The following is a 15,569-nucleotide window of genomic DNA, read 5'->3' on the forward strand; positions in this document are numbered from 1 at the left end:
ACAGCGGCGCGGTTGCGGATCGGTACCGCGGGCTGGTCGATCCCGCGCGAAGCCGCCGAGGCCGTGCCGGGCGAGGGAACCCATCTTCAGCGCTACGCGCGCCGGTTCGACGCCGCGGAGATCAACAGCAGTTTCCATCGCCCGCATCGTCCCTCCACCTACGCGCGGTGGGCGGCGAGCGTCCCGCCGCACTTCCGCTTCTCGGTCAAGCTGCCGAAGACCATCACCCATCAGCACAAGCTGGCCGGCTATGGCGATCTGCTGGGGCGCTTCGCCGACGAGGTCGCGGGCCTCGGCAGCAATCGCGGGCCGACGCTCGTGCAACTGCCGCCCAGCCTTGCATTCGAGCCGGCGGTTGCGGCCACATTCTTCACGGAACTGGCCGCGCGGTTGGGGCCGGCCATCGTCTGCGAACCCCGGCATCCCAGCTGGTTCGAGGAAGCGGCCGAGCGACTGCTCCGCGACCATGCAGTCGCGCGCGTGGCTGCCGACCCTGCGGTTCATCCCCGCGCGGCCGAGCCGGGTGGATGGGCGGGGATGGCCTATTTCCGGCTGCACGGGTCGCCGGTCATCTATCGGTCCTCGTACGACGGGACCGCCATCACTCGCCTTCACGACGCAATGGCCGAGGCGGACACCGCCGCCGCCGAGTGCTGGGCGATCTTCGACAACACGGCGTCCGGCGCGGCGCTTCCCAACGCATTGCAGCTCACCGAGTCCTTTGGAACCGATAAGGATCGGATCCAGGGCTTGGGGGGCAACCATTTGGGATAGTTGACGTTTCAGCTCCTTCGACCTGGCAGGGCAAGCCTGTCCGCCGCCCGTTCCCATCCCCTGTTGTCGGCGAGCGTCCATGCGTATCCTTGTCGCCGAGAGTGAGCCGCCCGCCGCCCGCGAGAAGCGGCGGGACAGTGTCGGCCGCAGTTCCGGCGAGACCTTCCTCAAGCGCCTGGGCGACTTGGCGCCGGACGCCAGTTGTGACCGCGTGAAGCCGGCCGACCGCGGAAGCAGGGTGCCCGATGCCGTAGGGCTGGAGGGCTATGATGCGGTGTTTCTCACCGGTTCGCCGCTGCATCTGTACGAGGACACGCCCGAGACGCGCCGCGAGGTCGACTTCATGCGCGCGGTCTTTCAATCCGGCACGCCTGCCTTCGGTTCGTGCGCCGGGCTGCAGGTCGCGGTGGTTGCGGCTGGCGGCACGGTTCGGGCGATGCAGGAGCGGCGGGAGGCGGGCTTTGCACGCCGGATCGCGCGCCAACCGGCGGGGGAGGGGCATCTCCTCCTCGACGGGCGCCCGCCGGTCTTCGATGCGCCGGCGATCCACACCGACGAGGTCGACGCGCTTCCCGAGGGTGCCCGGTTGCTGGCATCGAACTCGGTGACGCGCGTCCAGGCAGCCGAGATCCGCCACGGGAACGGCATCTTCTGGGGCGTGCAATATCATCCGGAAATCTCGTTGCGCGAAGTCGCCGCTGCCCTCCGCCGCCAATCGGAAGACCTGATCGAGCACGGTCTCGCCCGGGACGAGCAGGACGTGGAAAGGCATGCCGCGCTGGTAGAGGAACTGCACCGCCAGCCCGACCGGCGCGATCTCGCCTGGCGGCTCGGACTGAACGAGCAGGTGACGGATGCGACTGCGCGTATGACGGAATTGCGCAACTTCCTCACCCATCTGGTGCTGCCGACCCGGTCCGCCCGGGGCCGCGCCTGAGCGGGGCCGACATCCGCCGGTCCTTCCGGCGCATTCGTGCGTTGAGCCTCGGCTTTGCCGCCATCACCTTTCCGGAAGGGAACCGTCCGACGTGAAATATCGAGCCGTATTCTTCGACGTCGACGGGACGCTGGTCGACAGCAACGACATGCACGTGCTCGCCTGGGAGGAAGCATTCCGGAGCATCGAAGCCGATTTCGACCGCGCGACCATCCACGGCCAGATCGGCAAGGGCAAGGACATGCTGGTGCCGACGCTCATCCCCGATGCGGACGCGGACTTGATCGAAAAGCTCGGGGAGGCGCATGGCGCGGTCTTCAAGCCCGACCTGCTGGAACAGGTGCGGCCGTTTCCTGGTGCGCATGACCTGCTCGCCCGCGTCCATGCGGCGGGGCAGAGGGTGGTGCTTGCCTCGTCCGCGTCGGCCGAGGAGGTCGATCATTATCTCGACCTGCTCGATGCGCGCGACCTCGTCCAGGCGACCACGAGCTCCGGGGACGTCGAACATACCAAGCCGGCGCCCGACATCTTCGTGGCTGCACTGAAGAAGGTGGCGCCACTGTCCGCACAGGAGGTGTTGGTGGTCGGCGACAGCCCCTATGACGTGGAGGCTGCCAGCAGATGCGGTATCGCGACGATCGCCTTGCTATCCGGCAAGTTCCCCGCGGAGACGCTCCGCGAAGCAGGCGCGATCGCGATCTACGACGATGTCGCGGCGCTGCTTGCGGAGTATGACCGCTCCCCGTTGGGACGCTGAGCAGATGTCCGGCTCGCGCGACGAGGACCTGAAAAGCGAGGGCGGTCCAGAGGCCGAGCCCGTGGAAGGGTTGACCGAGGAGGAGGTCGATTCCGTCGACGAGCGCCGCTCGGGCTCGCCCAAGGTCGTCCACGAGGTCATCCGGCTCCAAGGCGACGAGGAGCTCGGAAGGCCGCTGGCCTCCCTGATCTTGTCCGGCTTTGCGGCAGGGGTGGGTCTCAGCGCATCGATCCTGGCCGAGGCGTTCTTGCAGGAGAAGCTGCCCAAGGAACCCTGGGCGGAGTTGATCTCCTCCCTCGGCTATTCGGTCGGCTACGTGATCGTGATCCTGGGCAACCTGCAGCTGTTCACCGAGAACACGGTGACGGCGGTGCTTCCGCTCGCCACTCACCCGACGCGGCGGAACCTTGCCCGGCTGCTTCGTCTCTGGGTCACCGTCCTGGTCGCCAACCTGGTCGGCACCTTCTTCGTCGCCTTGCTGGTCGCTCATCAGATCATCGTCGGGCCGGAGCAACTCTCCGCCACGCTGGAGGTCTCGCGCTCGCTGCTCCGGCATGATGCGATGACGACGCTGATGCTGGGCATGCCGGCTGGCTTCCTGGTGGCGTCGATCGCATGGATCCTGCCGAATGCGAGAGGCAGCGAGTTCTGGGTAATCGTCCTGATCACCTATGTGATCGCCCTGGGCGGCTTCAGCCACGTGGTCGCCGGATCGGGAGAGGCCTGGCTGCTCTGGCTGCAAGGAGAGCTGGGGCTTTCGGACGCCATCGGCCGTATCATCCTGCCGTCATTGCTGGGCAACATCATCGGCGGCACCGGCCTGTTCGCGGTGCTCGCCCACGGCCAGGTGCACGGGGAGCTTGATCCGGACGAGGGCGAATAGCGGCAGTTCCTGAGTGCCGGAACCCTGGCGCCGGCCACGCGTCTGCACGGGATGGCAGTAAGGTTCAGGCACCTCGCCGGGATCGCCCTCCTGGCGCCCGCGGCGCTCCTCCCGGTGCCGGCGCTCGCATGTACCCTGTGTCATTCGCCCCAGGCGACGTCCGTGCGCGAACGCCTGCTGGCGGGCGACCTGTGGTGGAATGCCTGCGCCGTCGCGTTGCCGCTGACGCTCCTGCTCGCGGTGATCGCTCTGGTCCTGCGGGAGCCTGAGGAAAGGTCCCGGTCATGATCGCCAGCCGCCGACCGCTTCTGTCCGCCGGCCTCGCACTCGGCATGGGCATGGGCGGCTTCGTGGACGGGATCCTGTTCCACCAGATCCTGCAGTTCCACAACATGCTGTCCGGCCGGATTCCGAATACCGACTATGTCGGCGCCAAGGTGAACATGGTGTGGGATGGCTTCTTTCACGCCGGTGTCTGGATGCTCACGGCCATCGGCATCGCGCTTCTCTGGCGCGCGGGGCGTCGGCGCGACGCCGACCTGTCTGGGCGCCTTTTCAGCGGGTCCCTGCTGATCGGCTGGGGCCTGTTCAACTTGGTCGAGGGGGTGATCGATCATCACCTGCTTCAACTTCACCACGTCTATGAACCGGCCGGGCTCTCCGTGTGGGACGGCCTGTTCCTGCTCTGGGGAGCAGGGATGGTCGCGGTCGGCTGGTGGCTGTGTCGGCGCCGCTGAGGGCAGCGAATGCCGGCCATCTGCCCGGCAGGGCGCAACGCTTGCGACCGCGCTGCGTTCTGGACTGGACGAGCGGCCCTTCAGCCACTCCCTCTCTGTCGCGACGAGGAAACCCCCGAGATGCCCGCGATGAACGATCGTGGCCTGTCGAGCCCGCGCCGAAGAGCCGTCCCCACCATTCCGTCCGCCGAACAGGATTTTGGCCGACGACGCAAAGGAGCCGACCGATGAGCACGGAACGTAAGGCAACGCTGTACCGGATGGTGCTGCCGGAGCACACCTGCCCGTTTGGCGTGCGTGCCAAGGCCATGCTGGAAGCTGCCGGCTACGAGGTCGAAGACCATCTGCTCCGTTCCCGCGAGGAAGTGGACCGGTACAAGGAGGAGCAGGGCGTTTCCACCACGCCGCAGGTGTTCATCGACGGGGAACGGATCGGCGGAAGTGACGATCTCGAGCGCTTCCTTGCCAGCAACTGAGCCCCGACCGGAAATCCGGGACTTGAAGATCGTCCTGGTGCTTGGCGGCGGCAACGCCCTCGGCGCCTATCATGCCGGCCTGTACGAGGCGCTCCACGATGCCGGCATCGAGCCGGAGTGGGTCGTCGGCACCTCGATCGGCGCGGTCACGGGCGCGATCATCGCAGGCAATTCTCCGGAGGACCGGGTGGACCGCCTCCGCAAGCTCTGGCGCCCGGCGGACGAGCAGGGCTGGCCGATGCCGTGGGACATGCTGCCGGAGGGGTGGCGCCGGACCGGTGCCGTGGTGGAAACGCTTCTGACGGGTCGCGCCGGACTGTTCGGGCCGCTCGGCTCCTATCCCGCATGGCGGCAGGCGGACGGGGCCGCGGGCTCGCCCGCCGTCTACGACACGCATGCGCTGAGCAGCACGCTTCAGGATCTTGTCGACTTCGACCTGCTCAACCGCGGCCCGATGCGCATGACGGCCGTCGCGGTCGACATCGAAACCGGTGAGGAGGTTCTGCTGGATACCGCCCGGCAGCGGCTGTCGGCGGATCATATCCGCGCGAGCGCAGCCCTGCTGACCGCCTATCCGGCGGTGGAGGTGGACGGCCGCCTTTTCGGAGACGGCGGACTGTCGATGAACCTCCCGATCGATCCGGTGATGCTCGACTCCGGTTCCACGCCGATCCTGTGCATCGCGTCGGACCTTCTTCCGCTCTCCTCGCGCCGGCCCAAGACCATCGGTGAGGTTGCCGGGCGGATGCAGGACCTCGCCTTTGCGGCCCAGTCCCGCAGGACGCTCTCGCGCTGGCGCGCCTTTTTCGAGAATGGCTGCCCGGGGCGCGAGACGTGCCGCTCGGTCGCGCTGGTGACCACGGCCTATCGTGATCAGGAGCAAGAGGTTGCCGGCAAGGCGATGGACTTCTCCCCGCGATCGGTGCTGCAGCGGTGGAACAGCGGACGCCGGGACGGCGATGCACTCGTGCATCGGCTGCGGTCTGACGAATTCACCCGCGGGCAGGACGGTCTCACCATTCACGATGCTGCCGGTGACGGCAGAATTACTGCTTGAACTAACGTACGTTAAAAGGTTCCAACAATTCGTCGTGAGTTTCCTTTTCTTAGGGAACAACCCGATCGCTGGCGGGATTGGAGGGCATCGCAAAGCAGAAGAGGGAGGTGTTGATGGCGTCAACGGCGATCTCGAAGGAGATGCTGCCAGTCAGCCCCTACTTCCTGGCGCTGCGAGAAGATCTTCGTCGCCCAAGAAAGCCGCTTGCCCGGTTCCGATCGGGTGAACTCGAGGTGGAGGTGGTCGCCGCCCCCGACGGTGTCTTCGCGCTCGTGCAGCGTCCCGGGAATGGGGGGCTCGCGCTACGGGCGGCCTTTATCGCCGCACCGTTTGAATGCCAGGTGCTGGATGCCCAACCCGGCGAATCCGCTCGCCTTCGGGTGACCAGCGGCATGGGGGAACACCACATCGTCTTCGCGATCGGGTCGGAGGCGCTGGAGATCCTGCGCATCACCGTCTGCCTGACCCCTGAAACGTCGATCCTCATCCCCTTTGCGCCGCGGGACCTCTACCCCCTCGGGCGCGAGGATGATCCGGTTGCCGCAAGCGGCACGGTCGAAGCGGCCCAGCGGGGCTTGAACGGCGGGCTGATCTACTTCCGCATCGACGAGCCCGCCTTCGGCAATGTTCTCTACTTCCAGAACCTCACCGCGCTGAACGACTACTACCGCGACACGGGCACCAAGCCGGATGGCGTCGTGGGCGGGGAATGGCCCGAGCTCGGCTATCTCCTGCCGACGCCCGAGCGCGACCAGGATCCGGCTTCCGCGGCGCTGGAGGCGGGCAAGACCGTCACGATCTCCGACGCGATCGTGGTGTTCCGCTACATGGCACCGCCGGACGAACGGGAGTCCGCGCGCCAGTTCATCCAGATGCTAGGCACCGCCTACAAGGCCCTGGAGCTTCCGCCGGTTCAATATCGCGACTGGGCGGATCGAGCGGAACGGGCCGCCCGCGACTTGGACGAGGCGCCGGAGGCGACCATCCGCCACTATGGGCACCGCTACGTCCATCCGTATACCGGGGCGGAATATCCCGACATCATGGTCCAGATGTCGGTGATCACCGCCCTGCACGACTGGGGCAAGTGGCGAGGCGAACCGCATCCCTTGGAAGCCGAACTGAAGGCCGGCCTGCACAAGTTCTACGACCCAAAGCTCGCCACGCTGCGCCGCTATCTTCCCAACGTCGGCAAGGACAAGGACGCCGACGCGGTCGACAGCTGGTACCTGTACCACCCGCTGCTCAACCTCGGCATCCTGGCGCTGGACGGCGACGCGGATGCGCGGGAGCTGTTCCTGTCGTCCCTGGAGTACGGCATCCGGGCGGCGCAGCATTTCGATTATCGTTGGCCGATCCAGTACAACGTCACCGACTTCTCCATCATCGAGAAGACCGCGCCTGCCGACGGGCGGGGGCAGACAGATGTTGGGGGCATTTACGCCTGGGTCATGCTGCAGGCGTTCGAGCTGACCGACGACAAGCGGTATCTCGACGAGGCTCGGGCCGCGATCGAAGCGGCAGTGGGACTGGGGTTCAACATCAACTACCAGGCCAATCTGACCGCCTGGGGCGCCGCCGCCTGCATGCGCCTCTGGCGGATCACCGACCGCGAAGTCTATCTTCAGCAGAGCTACGTCTATCTCGCGAGCTTCTTCCACAACAGCGTGTTGTGGGACAGCCAGATCGGCCATGCCGAGAGCTACGAGACCTTCCTCGGGGTAACCTGTCTTCAGGATGCCCCATACATGGCGATGTACGAGTGCTTCGACACCTTCGTCGCGTTCGAGCGGTTTCTGAACGACAGCGGCCCGGAACTCGAACCCGAAGCGCGCATGCTGATCAGTGAGTATTGCAAATACGTCCTGTCGCGTGCCTGGTACTATTACCCGGACGCACTGCCGGCCGAGGCAGTGGCGGACCAGCAGCGCGAGTCCAACGGACACATCGACCCGAAGCTCTCCTTCCCATTGGAAGACCTGTATCCCGACGGGCAGCAGGCGGGGCAGGTCGGCCAGGAGGTCTATGGCGCCGGCGCTGCGTTCATCTTCGCATCACGAGCCTTCCACGATGTCGAGGGTGCACCCTTCCGGATCTACTGCGACTATCTGCTGCGACGGATCGAGCGCACCGGTGAGCGCGCCGTGACGATCACCCTCGACGGGGTGGAGACCTGTACCGCCAACCTTCGGCTCGTGCGGCTGAAGCGGCGCAAGCTTCCCAAGAGCAGCGTCACCACTGCGGGTGGCGATTCGGTCCGCCCACACAGCAGTTCGGAAGACCGCACCGACTACAACGTGCCGGCCAACGGCCGCATCGTCCTAAGCTGGGAATAAACATGGCGATCGAGCATACGTCGCTTGCGGGCAAGCGCATCCTTCTGACGGGCGGTACCACCGGGATCGGTCGCGCGACGCTTGCGCTCCTTGCCGGGCAAGGTGCGCGTGTCCTCACCTTCGGGCGAGACCAGCAGGCATTGGACCAGGCGCTCGCAAGCGCGGGCGGCGGGCAGGACCTGTTCGGTATCACGGCGGACGCGGCGACCAAGGAGGGGATCGAGGCCGTCTTCCAGGCCGTCGACGAGAAGCTCGGCGGCATCGACATGCTCGTCGCCTGCGCGGCACTGGGCGCCGATCCGCTGGACGAGATGGCGGACGAGGATTGGCGCTACGTGGTCCAGACCAACCTGATTGGGTATCTCGCGTCGGCCAAGGCGGCGATGACGCGGATGGAGGCACAGGGCGGTGGGCACCTGCTCTTCGTCGGATCGATCAGCACCGAGATCAAGGCGGAGGGCGAGAGCGTCTATTCCGCGACCAAGGCCGGGGTTCAGGCGTTCGCCGAAACCCTCCGCAAGGAAGTCGCGGACAAGAACATCAAGGTCAGCGTGATCCAGCCGGGCTCGGTCGACACCGACATGCAGGAGTGCAGCCCGGAAGAGAAGCGGGAAGCGGTGGCCAAGCAGGAGATGCTCCAGGCCGAGGAGATCGCCGAGGCGATCCTGTTCGTTCTCAGCCGCTCCTCCGCCTGCGACGTCGTCAATCTGCGGATCGAGCCCCGCGTGCAGAAGACGAGCTGAACTTCCCGCCCCATCCCACAACAAGGAGCCGGCCGCTCGATGAAGGCTGCACTCAAGACCGCCGAAGGCACGTTCGTCGTCACCGAGGTCGAGCGGCCGATCCTGCCCGCATCCAACTTCGTGCTGGCACGCGTGCGTGTGGCGGGCATCTGCGGGACTGACCTGCGCCACTGGAAAAAGCACGAGCCGGAACTGGAATGCCATATCATGGGGCATGAACTGGCCGGCGAAGTGGTGGAAGTCGGCGAGGGCGTCACCAATGTGAAGCCCGGCGACCGCGTCGTGATCGAGACGGTCATGGGCGATGGTGTCTGCGACTATTGCCGCATCCAGCGCTACAATATCTGCGAGCACCTCTACGACGTGCGGACCCAATATGTGTCGCGTGCCTATGGCGAATATGTCGCCGGCCCGGCCGAAAAGTTCTACAAGCTTCCCGACCATGTGAGCTTCGAGGAAGCGTCGCTGATCGACACCTTTTCGGTGTGCCTGCACGCGCAGCATTTGTCCGGGCTCGGCATCAACGACACGGTGGCGGTGATCGGCGCAGGACCGATCGGCCTTGGGCAGATGATGCTCGCGAAGGCGAGCGGCGCGGACGTGATCATTTGCGACGTGGTGGAGAGCGCGCTCGAACTGGCACGGGAGCTGGGCGCCGATGCGGTGGTGAACAGTGCCACCGAGGATGCCGTCGAGCGGGTGAAGGCCTTCACCGGCGGACGCGGCGCGGACATCGTCTTCGAATGCGCGGGCGGCGAGTCGATGCCGCAGACGCTGCCCCAGGCCACCAGGATGGTGCGCCGTGCCGGCAAGGTCGTGATCGTCGGCGGCTTCGATGCGGGCGAGACCGCAATCCCGCTCGAATGGCAGCGGATCCAGATGTCCGAGATCCAGCTGATCCCCAGCGCCAGCTTTGCCATGCACCAGATCTATCGCGAACAGGGAATGGTGCTGGACCTGATCGCGAAAGGACGCATCGACGTGAAGAAACTGATCACCCATCGCTTCCCGCTCGACCGGATCAACGAAGCCTTCGACACGGCCGATCGCAAGCAGGAAACCGGCGCGGTCTTCGTGGCGATCACCTTGTGATCGACGCGTCGATCCTTGCGGGCAGGCGGGTCCTGATCACGGGAGGCGCCGGTGGTGTCGGCCGGGCGGTCGCTGCCCGCATGATCGCGGCAGGGGCGCACATCCTGATCACCGATCGCCCGGAGGCGGACCTTGCCGGCGCGGCGGCGGAGCTCGGCCGCGGCGCACCGCTCCACGCCTTCGCGGCCGATCTCTCGACCAGTGCGGGCATCGCTGCGCTCTTCGGGGCGGTGGACGAGAAGCTTGGCGGCCTGGACATGCTCATCGCCTGTGCCGGCGTCGGATCGGGACCGCTCCTGGAGATGGACGATGCCGGCTGGCGCTACGTGCTCGAAAGCAACCTTGCGAGTTATGTCGGCTGCACCCGCGCCGCCATCGAGCGGATCCGTGCCGCCGGGATCGACCATGGCATGATCGTCCTCGTCGGCTCGATCAGCGTCCACATCAAGGCGGTGGGCGAGAGCGTCTACAATGCCGCCAAGGGCGGCGTCGCCTCCTTTGCCGAGACGCTGCGCAAGGAACTGATGCCGGAGCGCATCCGCCTGACGTTGATCGAACCCGGCGCGATCGGATCGGCGATGCAGCCCTACTCGGCCGAGGAACGCAGCCGCTTCATCGAGGAATTCCAGATGCTGCCGCCGGCCGAGGTCGCCGATGCCATCCTCTATGCGGCGACGCGACCCCGCGGCGTGGATGTCGTGACGCTGCGCATCGAGCCCTTGCACCAGAAGATCTACTAGGGCGTCACCCTTCGAACGAGGCGATTGCTCGCCCGAGACCGCCGCAACCCGCAGCATCGCTGCGCGTTCTGCCGCCATGTCCAGCTTCGCGCCTTCGCACGCATCGCCCGCCGATTCGGCGCCTCGCATTGCCGTCCTCCTGATGGCGGTTCTGCAGATCCTGACGCCGGTGCTTCCGTCGCTGGGGATCGGTGAGCCGATCGGTTCCCAGTCCGACGAGGTCCGGACGCTGATCACGCCGGCAGGCTGGGCGTTCTCGATCTGGGGCCTGCTCTACCTCGGATCGATGCTGTTCGCGATCTACCAGGCGCTTCCGGGGCAGCGGAACGACGCGTTGGTAGCGCGATTGCGGTGGCCCGCGGCAGGGGCGTTCCTGGGCAATGCCCTTTGGGCTGCCTACACGCAGGTTGCCGGGCTGACGGTGATCTCGGTGGTGATCATCGTCTGTGCGCTGCTGTGCCTCCTCACTGCCTATCGCCGCATCTCTGATTGGAAGCCGCGCTTCACAACTGGCCAGCGCTGGCTTGCGGTTCTGCCGCTGAGTGCGCTCGCGGCCTGGCTGACCGCGGCGACCATCGTGAACATCGCGGCGGCGCTGCGCTTTCACGGGGTGGAGCTCGAAAACGGTGCGGTGGTGACGGCGCTGGTCGTGCTGGTGGGCGGCATCATCGCGGCAGCGGCGCTGATCCGCGGCTGGGGCAACCCGCCCTTTGCGCTCGTATTCCTCTGGGCGCTTGCCGCCATCTATGCTTCCGGCGGGCAGCAGGCCGGCGTCGTCGCGGCCTCCACTGCGGCCGCCGCGCTGCTCGTCGTCGCTGGCGCTTTGCTCGGTCTTCGGCGTACTGGCGCTTCTCGCTGGTTCGGGTAAGTTCTTGTGAGAACGACTTTCCGGTAAGCCGAACGCCGCAAGAAGCCTTGTGCAGGGAAGCTCCGTGATCCGCAGGTGAGGAGGTACCGTCTGCCATGAGGCCGAGCGACGCACTCAGATATACCGGAAGGGCGTTATCGCTTGCCCTGCTCGCGACGGGCCCCGCGGCATATGCCCAGGAGGAGAGCGAGGAACGCGCTCCGTGGAGGACCCGGATCGCACTGGGGCCTCAGCTCGTGCCGAGCTTTCCGGGATCCGACTCGGTCAGCGTGCGCCCGCTGATCGACATCGCCCGCGCCCGGGGCGATGATCCGTTCCCATTCGAGGCGCCGGACGAGGGCTCCGGTCCCATTCTGGCGCGCAGCAACGGGTGGCAGTTCGGCGTCGCATTCGGGTTCGAAGGCGATCGCTCGCGCAACGATACCGACGGGGTGCTGCCCAAGGTCGGCTTCACCGTCGAACTCGGCGGGTTCGTGCAATATGAGGTGGCGCCAGCGTTCCGCCTCCGGACCGAGTTCCGGCAGGGGTTGGGCGGCCATGAAGGGCTGATCGGTACCGTAAGTGCAGACTATGTCGCGCGCGACGGCGACCAGTGGCTGTTCTCCCTGGGGCCGCGCGCCACCTTCGCCAATGGTCGCTACCACCGCGAATACTTCGGCATCAGCGAGGAGACCGCGGCAACGACGGGGCTGCCCGCATACGACGCGGAGGGCGGCTTGCAATCGGTAGGGGGGACGGCCGGCCTCATCTTCCAGGTGACCCCACGCTGGGGGCTTTACAGCTACGCCAAGTACGACCGTCTGGTGGCGGATGCCGGCCGCTCCCCCGTCGTGCGCAACTTCGGCTCGCGCGACCAGCTGTCGGGCGGCGTCGCCTTGAGCTACACCTTCCGGTAAGCCGGCGCGGCTGACGGGCGCGGCATTGCCGCGGCTCGTCCGGCCGACCTCCGGCGATGCATCGCCCGCACCTTCCATTAAGGCTTTCGCGGGAAGGTGCCGGACATGCACCGTTCAGGATCAGGGCACGGCCTCACCGGATTGTCTTGCGCCGAGGCAGGCGCAGATTGTAACGGGCCCCGCCCGCCACGGAGTTCCCTTCATTCCCCAGATTGCCGCCCTGCCGTATCGTTCCGAAGGTCCCACCAGGGACGCGTCCGTGCGCGTCCTGCTGGTCACCTCGCGCGAGACCAAGCGGTGGGTGATCCCGAAGGGCAACCTGGACAAGGGCGAGGCGCCGCATGCCGGCGCCGCGCGGGAGGCGGAGGAAGAGGCCGGTGTTCTCGGCCTCGTCTGCCCGACGTCGCTAGGATCGTATCGCTATCGCAAGCGGCGGCGCAACGGCGCCTCGCTGATGATCGACGTCGAGGTGTTTCCGCTGGCGGTCAGCCAGGAACTCGACAGCTGGAAGGAACAGTCGGAGCGCGAGCGTCGCTGGTTCAGCTTGCCCGAGGCTGCGGCCGCGGTCGAGGAGCCGGACCTGCGCGAACTGATCCGTTCCTTCGGGCCTTCGGAAATGAAAGCAGCAATACGGCGCACCGATCTGCTCAGCACGGTGGCCGAAAAGTCTAAGGTGAATCGCATGTTCGGATGGTTTCAACGGCTGCTTCCGAAGACCGGAAATTTCTTCGATATGTTCGAGGCGCATGCCCGGACCGTGACGGCGGGTGCGGATGCGCTCGCGCGGCTGCTGCAGGACGGCAATCGCGACCACATCCAGGAGGTGATCGAGCGCGAGCACGACGCCGACGACATCATCCGCGAGGTGTTGCGCACCGTGCGCGAGACCTTCCTGACGCCGTTCGATCGCGGCGCGATCATCAGCCTGATCGGCTCGATGGACGACGCCATCGACGAGATGCAGGCAGCCGTGCAGGCGATCGACCTCTACGAGGTCACCGAGTTCGAGCAGGAGATGAAGGACATGGCGGCGATCATCGTCGACGCGTCCCGGATCACGGCAGAGGCGATGCCGCTGCTGCGCGACCTTGGAAGCAATGGCGGGCGTCTTCACGAACTGACCGAGCGCCTCGTCCGCATGGAAAGCCACGCCGACGAGATCCACACGGCGGGGCTGAAGCGCGCGTTCAAGGAACTGGGGCCGGAGGATGCGTTGCGCTTCTCGGTCCAGCGCGAGATCTACAAGCATCTCGAGCGCATCGTCGACGCGTTCGAGGACGTGGCGAACGAGATCGACGGCATCGTCGTCGACCACGCCTGACGCGCCCCCATGCACGAACTTGCCCTGCCGCTGCTGATCGGGTTGATCCTGGTCGCGCTTGCGTTCGACTTTCTGAACGGCCTGCATGATGCGGCGAACTCGATCGCGACGGTGGTGGCGACGCGGTTGCTGCGCCCGGTCCACGCCGTCGCCTTTGCCGCCGTCTTCAACTTCGCGGCCTATTTCCTGACGATCGCCTTTCCGGCCCTGCACAAGGTCGCCGACACGATCGGCCAGGGGCTGATCGACAAGGACCTGATCACGCCGGCGGTGGTGTTCGGGGCACTCGTCGGCGCGATGTTCTGGAACGTGGTGACCTGGCTGAAGGGGCTGCCGTCCTCGTCCAGCCATGCGCTGGTCGGCGGCATGATCGGCTCGGGCGTCGCCCATGCGGGACTGACCGGCATCCAGTGGAGCGGCCTCAACAAGACCCTCATCGCGATCGTGCTGTCGCCCACCATCGGCATGATCCTGGCGATGCTGGTGATGCTGATCACGAGCTGGCTGTTCTCCCGCGCCAGTTCGCGCACGGCGGAGCGGTCGTTCCGGGTCCTGCACCTTCTCTCGTCCGGCGCCTATTCGCTCAGCCACGGACTGAACGATGCGCAGAAGACGATGGGGATCATCACCGTGCTGCTCTATTCGACCGGCTATCTGCACGGCGCGTTCGAGGTGCCGCACTGGGTGGCGATCAGCTGCTACATCGCGATCGCGCTCGGTACGCTGACGGGTGGGTGGAAGATCATCGAGACGATGGGCTCGCGCATCACCAAGCTGTCACAGCACCAGGGGTTCAGCGCCTCCTTGGCCGGCTCTATCGTGCTGTTCTGCGCGTCGCTGCTCGGTATTCCGGTATCCACCACCCACACCATTACCGGCGCGGTGATCGGGGCGGGTACCGCGCGGCGTGCCTCGGCAGTGCGCTGGGGCGTGGCGAGCAGCGTGGTGGTCGCCTGGGTCATCACCATCCCGGCGTCGGCCGCGGTCGGTGCGCTCTTCTACCTCCTGACGCGGCTGTTCTGAACGGCAGCCGCGCTTATCGCGGCAAGCTCGCGTCGAGCGCCTCAGCGATGGCACGCATGCCGTCGCGGTTGGGGTGGTACGGAACCGGACCTTTCCCCTCCGCTGCATAGCCACTCGTCCAGGGCTCCGCGTCACAGACGTCGTGTTCCCGCGACAGCGCGGAGGCGCGGATCAGGCCGGCGCCCGCCCGGCTCGCGGCTGCGGCGGTCGCTTCCTCCAGGCGGCCCGCCGTCCTCCGCAGCAATTCGGCCTGTTCCGGCGAGACCGGCGTTCCCGCACAGGGCTGACCGTCCGGCAGCAGGCTGAGATAGTCGACAAACACCAGCCGGGCACGCGGTGCGCGCCGATGCACCTCGGCGGCGATGCGGTCGAAGCTCTGCGCGAGCCGCGTCCACGCCTGCTCGGTCGGCGGCTGCATCTCGCGCCCGGCCGAGGCGTTCATCAGGCTGCCGACATAGTTTACGTCGTTGCCGCCGATCGTGACCGTCACCAGCGCCGTGTCGGGCGTGAGCGCGTCCAGCTGCGCGGCCAGCTCGTTCCAGGAACCCAGGATGTGCGCCGTGGTAGCGCCCGAGCAGGTGACGTCGACCAGCGTCAGCCCGCGCATGCGGGCGAACTGGTGCGCGTAATTGTTCGTCGATCGGCCGCAGCGGGCAGCGGGGGTGGCGACAGGCTCGGGGATACCGGGGCCGGCCGCAAAGGAACTGCCCATCGCGACATAGCGGGCGCCCGCGCCGAGAGCGGGCGGGACAGGCGCATGCGCGCACCCGGCGAGTGCCGCCAGGGGCAATGCGCATCCGAGCCAGCGGTTGATGGAACGGCGCATGATCCTCTCCTTCTCTGATGCGGAGGGTAGCGGCTCCGCCGAGAGGCACGCAACCTTTCCCACGGGCGCCCTTGACGTTCATGATACAAAGTATCATTTCCCG

Annotated in this window: 17 protein-coding genes; 16 read left to right on the forward strand and 1 reads right to left on the reverse strand. The window is 66.6% G+C overall.

Going from position 1 to position 15,569, the window contains the following annotated elements; translation table 11 throughout:
- Positions 1-12: 12 nt before the first annotated feature.
- From EDF69_RS07825 to EDF69_RS07895, 16 genes are all read left to right on the forward strand, one after another.
- On the forward strand, positions 13-774 hold the full coding sequence (locus EDF69_RS07825; RefSeq protein ID WP_239555376.1) for a DUF72 domain-containing protein: 762 nt from the start codon (positions 13-15) through the stop codon (positions 772-774).
- Between the two features lie 79 nt (positions 775-853).
- Complete coding sequence (locus tag EDF69_RS07830) at positions 854-1,711, forward strand: type 1 glutamine amidotransferase (protein WP_132882699.1); 858 nt, start codon at positions 854-856, stop codon at positions 1,709-1,711.
- Positions 1,712-1,802: 91 nt separating this feature from the next.
- Positions 1,803-2,468 (forward strand): HAD-IA family hydrolase, encoded by a 666-nt coding sequence (locus EDF69_RS07835; protein WP_165889989.1) that lies wholly within the window; start codon positions 1,803-1,805, stop codon positions 2,466-2,468.
- Positions 2,443-3,351: a formate/nitrite transporter family protein gene (locus EDF69_RS07840; RefSeq protein ID WP_239555378.1), complete on the forward strand. Its 909-nt coding sequence runs from the start codon at positions 2,443-2,445 to the stop codon at positions 3,349-3,351. The genes EDF69_RS07835 and EDF69_RS07840 overlap by 26 nt, the downstream gene beginning before the upstream one ends.
- 162 nt (positions 3,352-3,513) lie before the next feature.
- Entirely contained in the window at positions 3,514-3,639 is a 126-nt protein-coding gene (locus EDF69_RS19805) for a hypothetical protein (protein ID WP_274611206.1), read from the forward strand.
- Positions 3,636-4,088, forward strand: a complete 453-nt coding sequence (locus EDF69_RS07845) for a DUF2243 domain-containing protein (RefSeq protein WP_132882701.1) — start codon at positions 3,636-3,638, stop codon at positions 4,086-4,088. Before EDF69_RS19805 ends, EDF69_RS07845 begins: the two co-directional genes overlap by 4 nt.
- A 227-nt stretch (positions 4,089-4,315) precedes the next feature.
- Positions 4,316-4,564, forward strand: a complete 249-nt coding sequence (locus EDF69_RS07850; protein WP_125960615.1) for a glutaredoxin domain-containing protein — start codon at positions 4,316-4,318, stop codon at positions 4,562-4,564.
- A gap of 22 nt (positions 4,565-4,586) precedes the next feature.
- Positions 4,587-5,621 carry a patatin-like phospholipase family protein gene (locus EDF69_RS07855; RefSeq protein WP_165889990.1) on the forward strand — a complete coding sequence of 345 codons (1,035 nt, stop codon included), beginning with the start codon at positions 4,587-4,589 and terminating at the stop codon, positions 5,619-5,621.
- A 113-nt stretch (positions 5,622-5,734) separates the two neighbouring features.
- Positions 5,735-7,957, forward strand: a complete 2,223-nt coding sequence (locus tag EDF69_RS07860) for a hypothetical protein (protein WP_132882703.1) — start codon at positions 5,735-5,737, stop codon at positions 7,955-7,957.
- 2 nt (positions 7,958-7,959) lie between these two features.
- Complete coding sequence (locus tag EDF69_RS07865; RefSeq protein WP_132882704.1) at positions 7,960-8,700, forward strand: SDR family oxidoreductase; 741 nt, start codon at positions 7,960-7,962, stop codon at positions 8,698-8,700.
- A gap of 39 nt (positions 8,701-8,739) precedes the next feature.
- The gene (locus EDF69_RS07870; RefSeq protein WP_132882705.1) at positions 8,740-9,792 is read left to right on the forward strand and encodes a zinc-dependent alcohol dehydrogenase; all 1,053 of its coding nucleotides are present in this window, start codon (positions 8,740-8,742) and stop codon (positions 9,790-9,792) included.
- On the forward strand, positions 9,789-10,532 hold the full coding sequence (locus EDF69_RS07875) for an SDR family NAD(P)-dependent oxidoreductase (protein ID WP_132882706.1): 744 nt from the start codon (positions 9,789-9,791) through the stop codon (positions 10,530-10,532). Before EDF69_RS07870 ends, EDF69_RS07875 begins: the two co-directional genes overlap by 4 nt.
- A 142-nt stretch (positions 10,533-10,674) precedes the next feature.
- Positions 10,675-11,400, forward strand: a complete 726-nt coding sequence (locus tag EDF69_RS07880) for a hypothetical protein (protein ID WP_239555381.1) — start codon at positions 10,675-10,677, stop codon at positions 11,398-11,400.
- A 95-nt stretch (positions 11,401-11,495) separates the two neighbouring features.
- Entirely contained in the window at positions 11,496-12,296 is an 801-nt protein-coding gene (locus tag EDF69_RS07885) for a MipA/OmpV family protein (protein WP_132882708.1), read from the forward strand.
- A 259-nt stretch (positions 12,297-12,555) separates the two neighbouring features.
- Entirely contained in the window at positions 12,556-13,617 is a 1,062-nt protein-coding gene (locus tag EDF69_RS07890; RefSeq protein ID WP_239435436.1) for a DUF47 family protein, read from the forward strand.
- A gap of 9 nt (positions 13,618-13,626) precedes the next feature.
- Positions 13,627-14,640 carry an inorganic phosphate transporter gene (locus EDF69_RS07895; RefSeq protein ID WP_132882709.1) on the forward strand — a complete coding sequence of 338 codons (1,014 nt, stop codon included), beginning with the start codon at positions 13,627-13,629 and terminating at the stop codon, positions 14,638-14,640.
- A 13-nt stretch (positions 14,641-14,653) separates the two neighbouring features.
- On the opposite strand, the gene EDF69_RS07900 is transcribed toward EDF69_RS07895, so the two are convergent.
- Positions 14,654-15,466 (reverse strand): SGNH/GDSL hydrolase family protein, encoded by an 813-nt coding sequence (locus tag EDF69_RS07900; protein WP_132882710.1) that lies wholly within the window; start codon positions 15,464-15,466, stop codon positions 14,654-14,656.
- Positions 15,467-15,569 lie beyond the last annotated feature (103 nt).

Source organism: Sphingomonas sp. JUb134 (genome assembly GCF_004341505.2).
Classification (GTDB): domain Bacteria; phylum Pseudomonadota; class Alphaproteobacteria; order Sphingomonadales; family Sphingomonadaceae; genus Sphingomonas.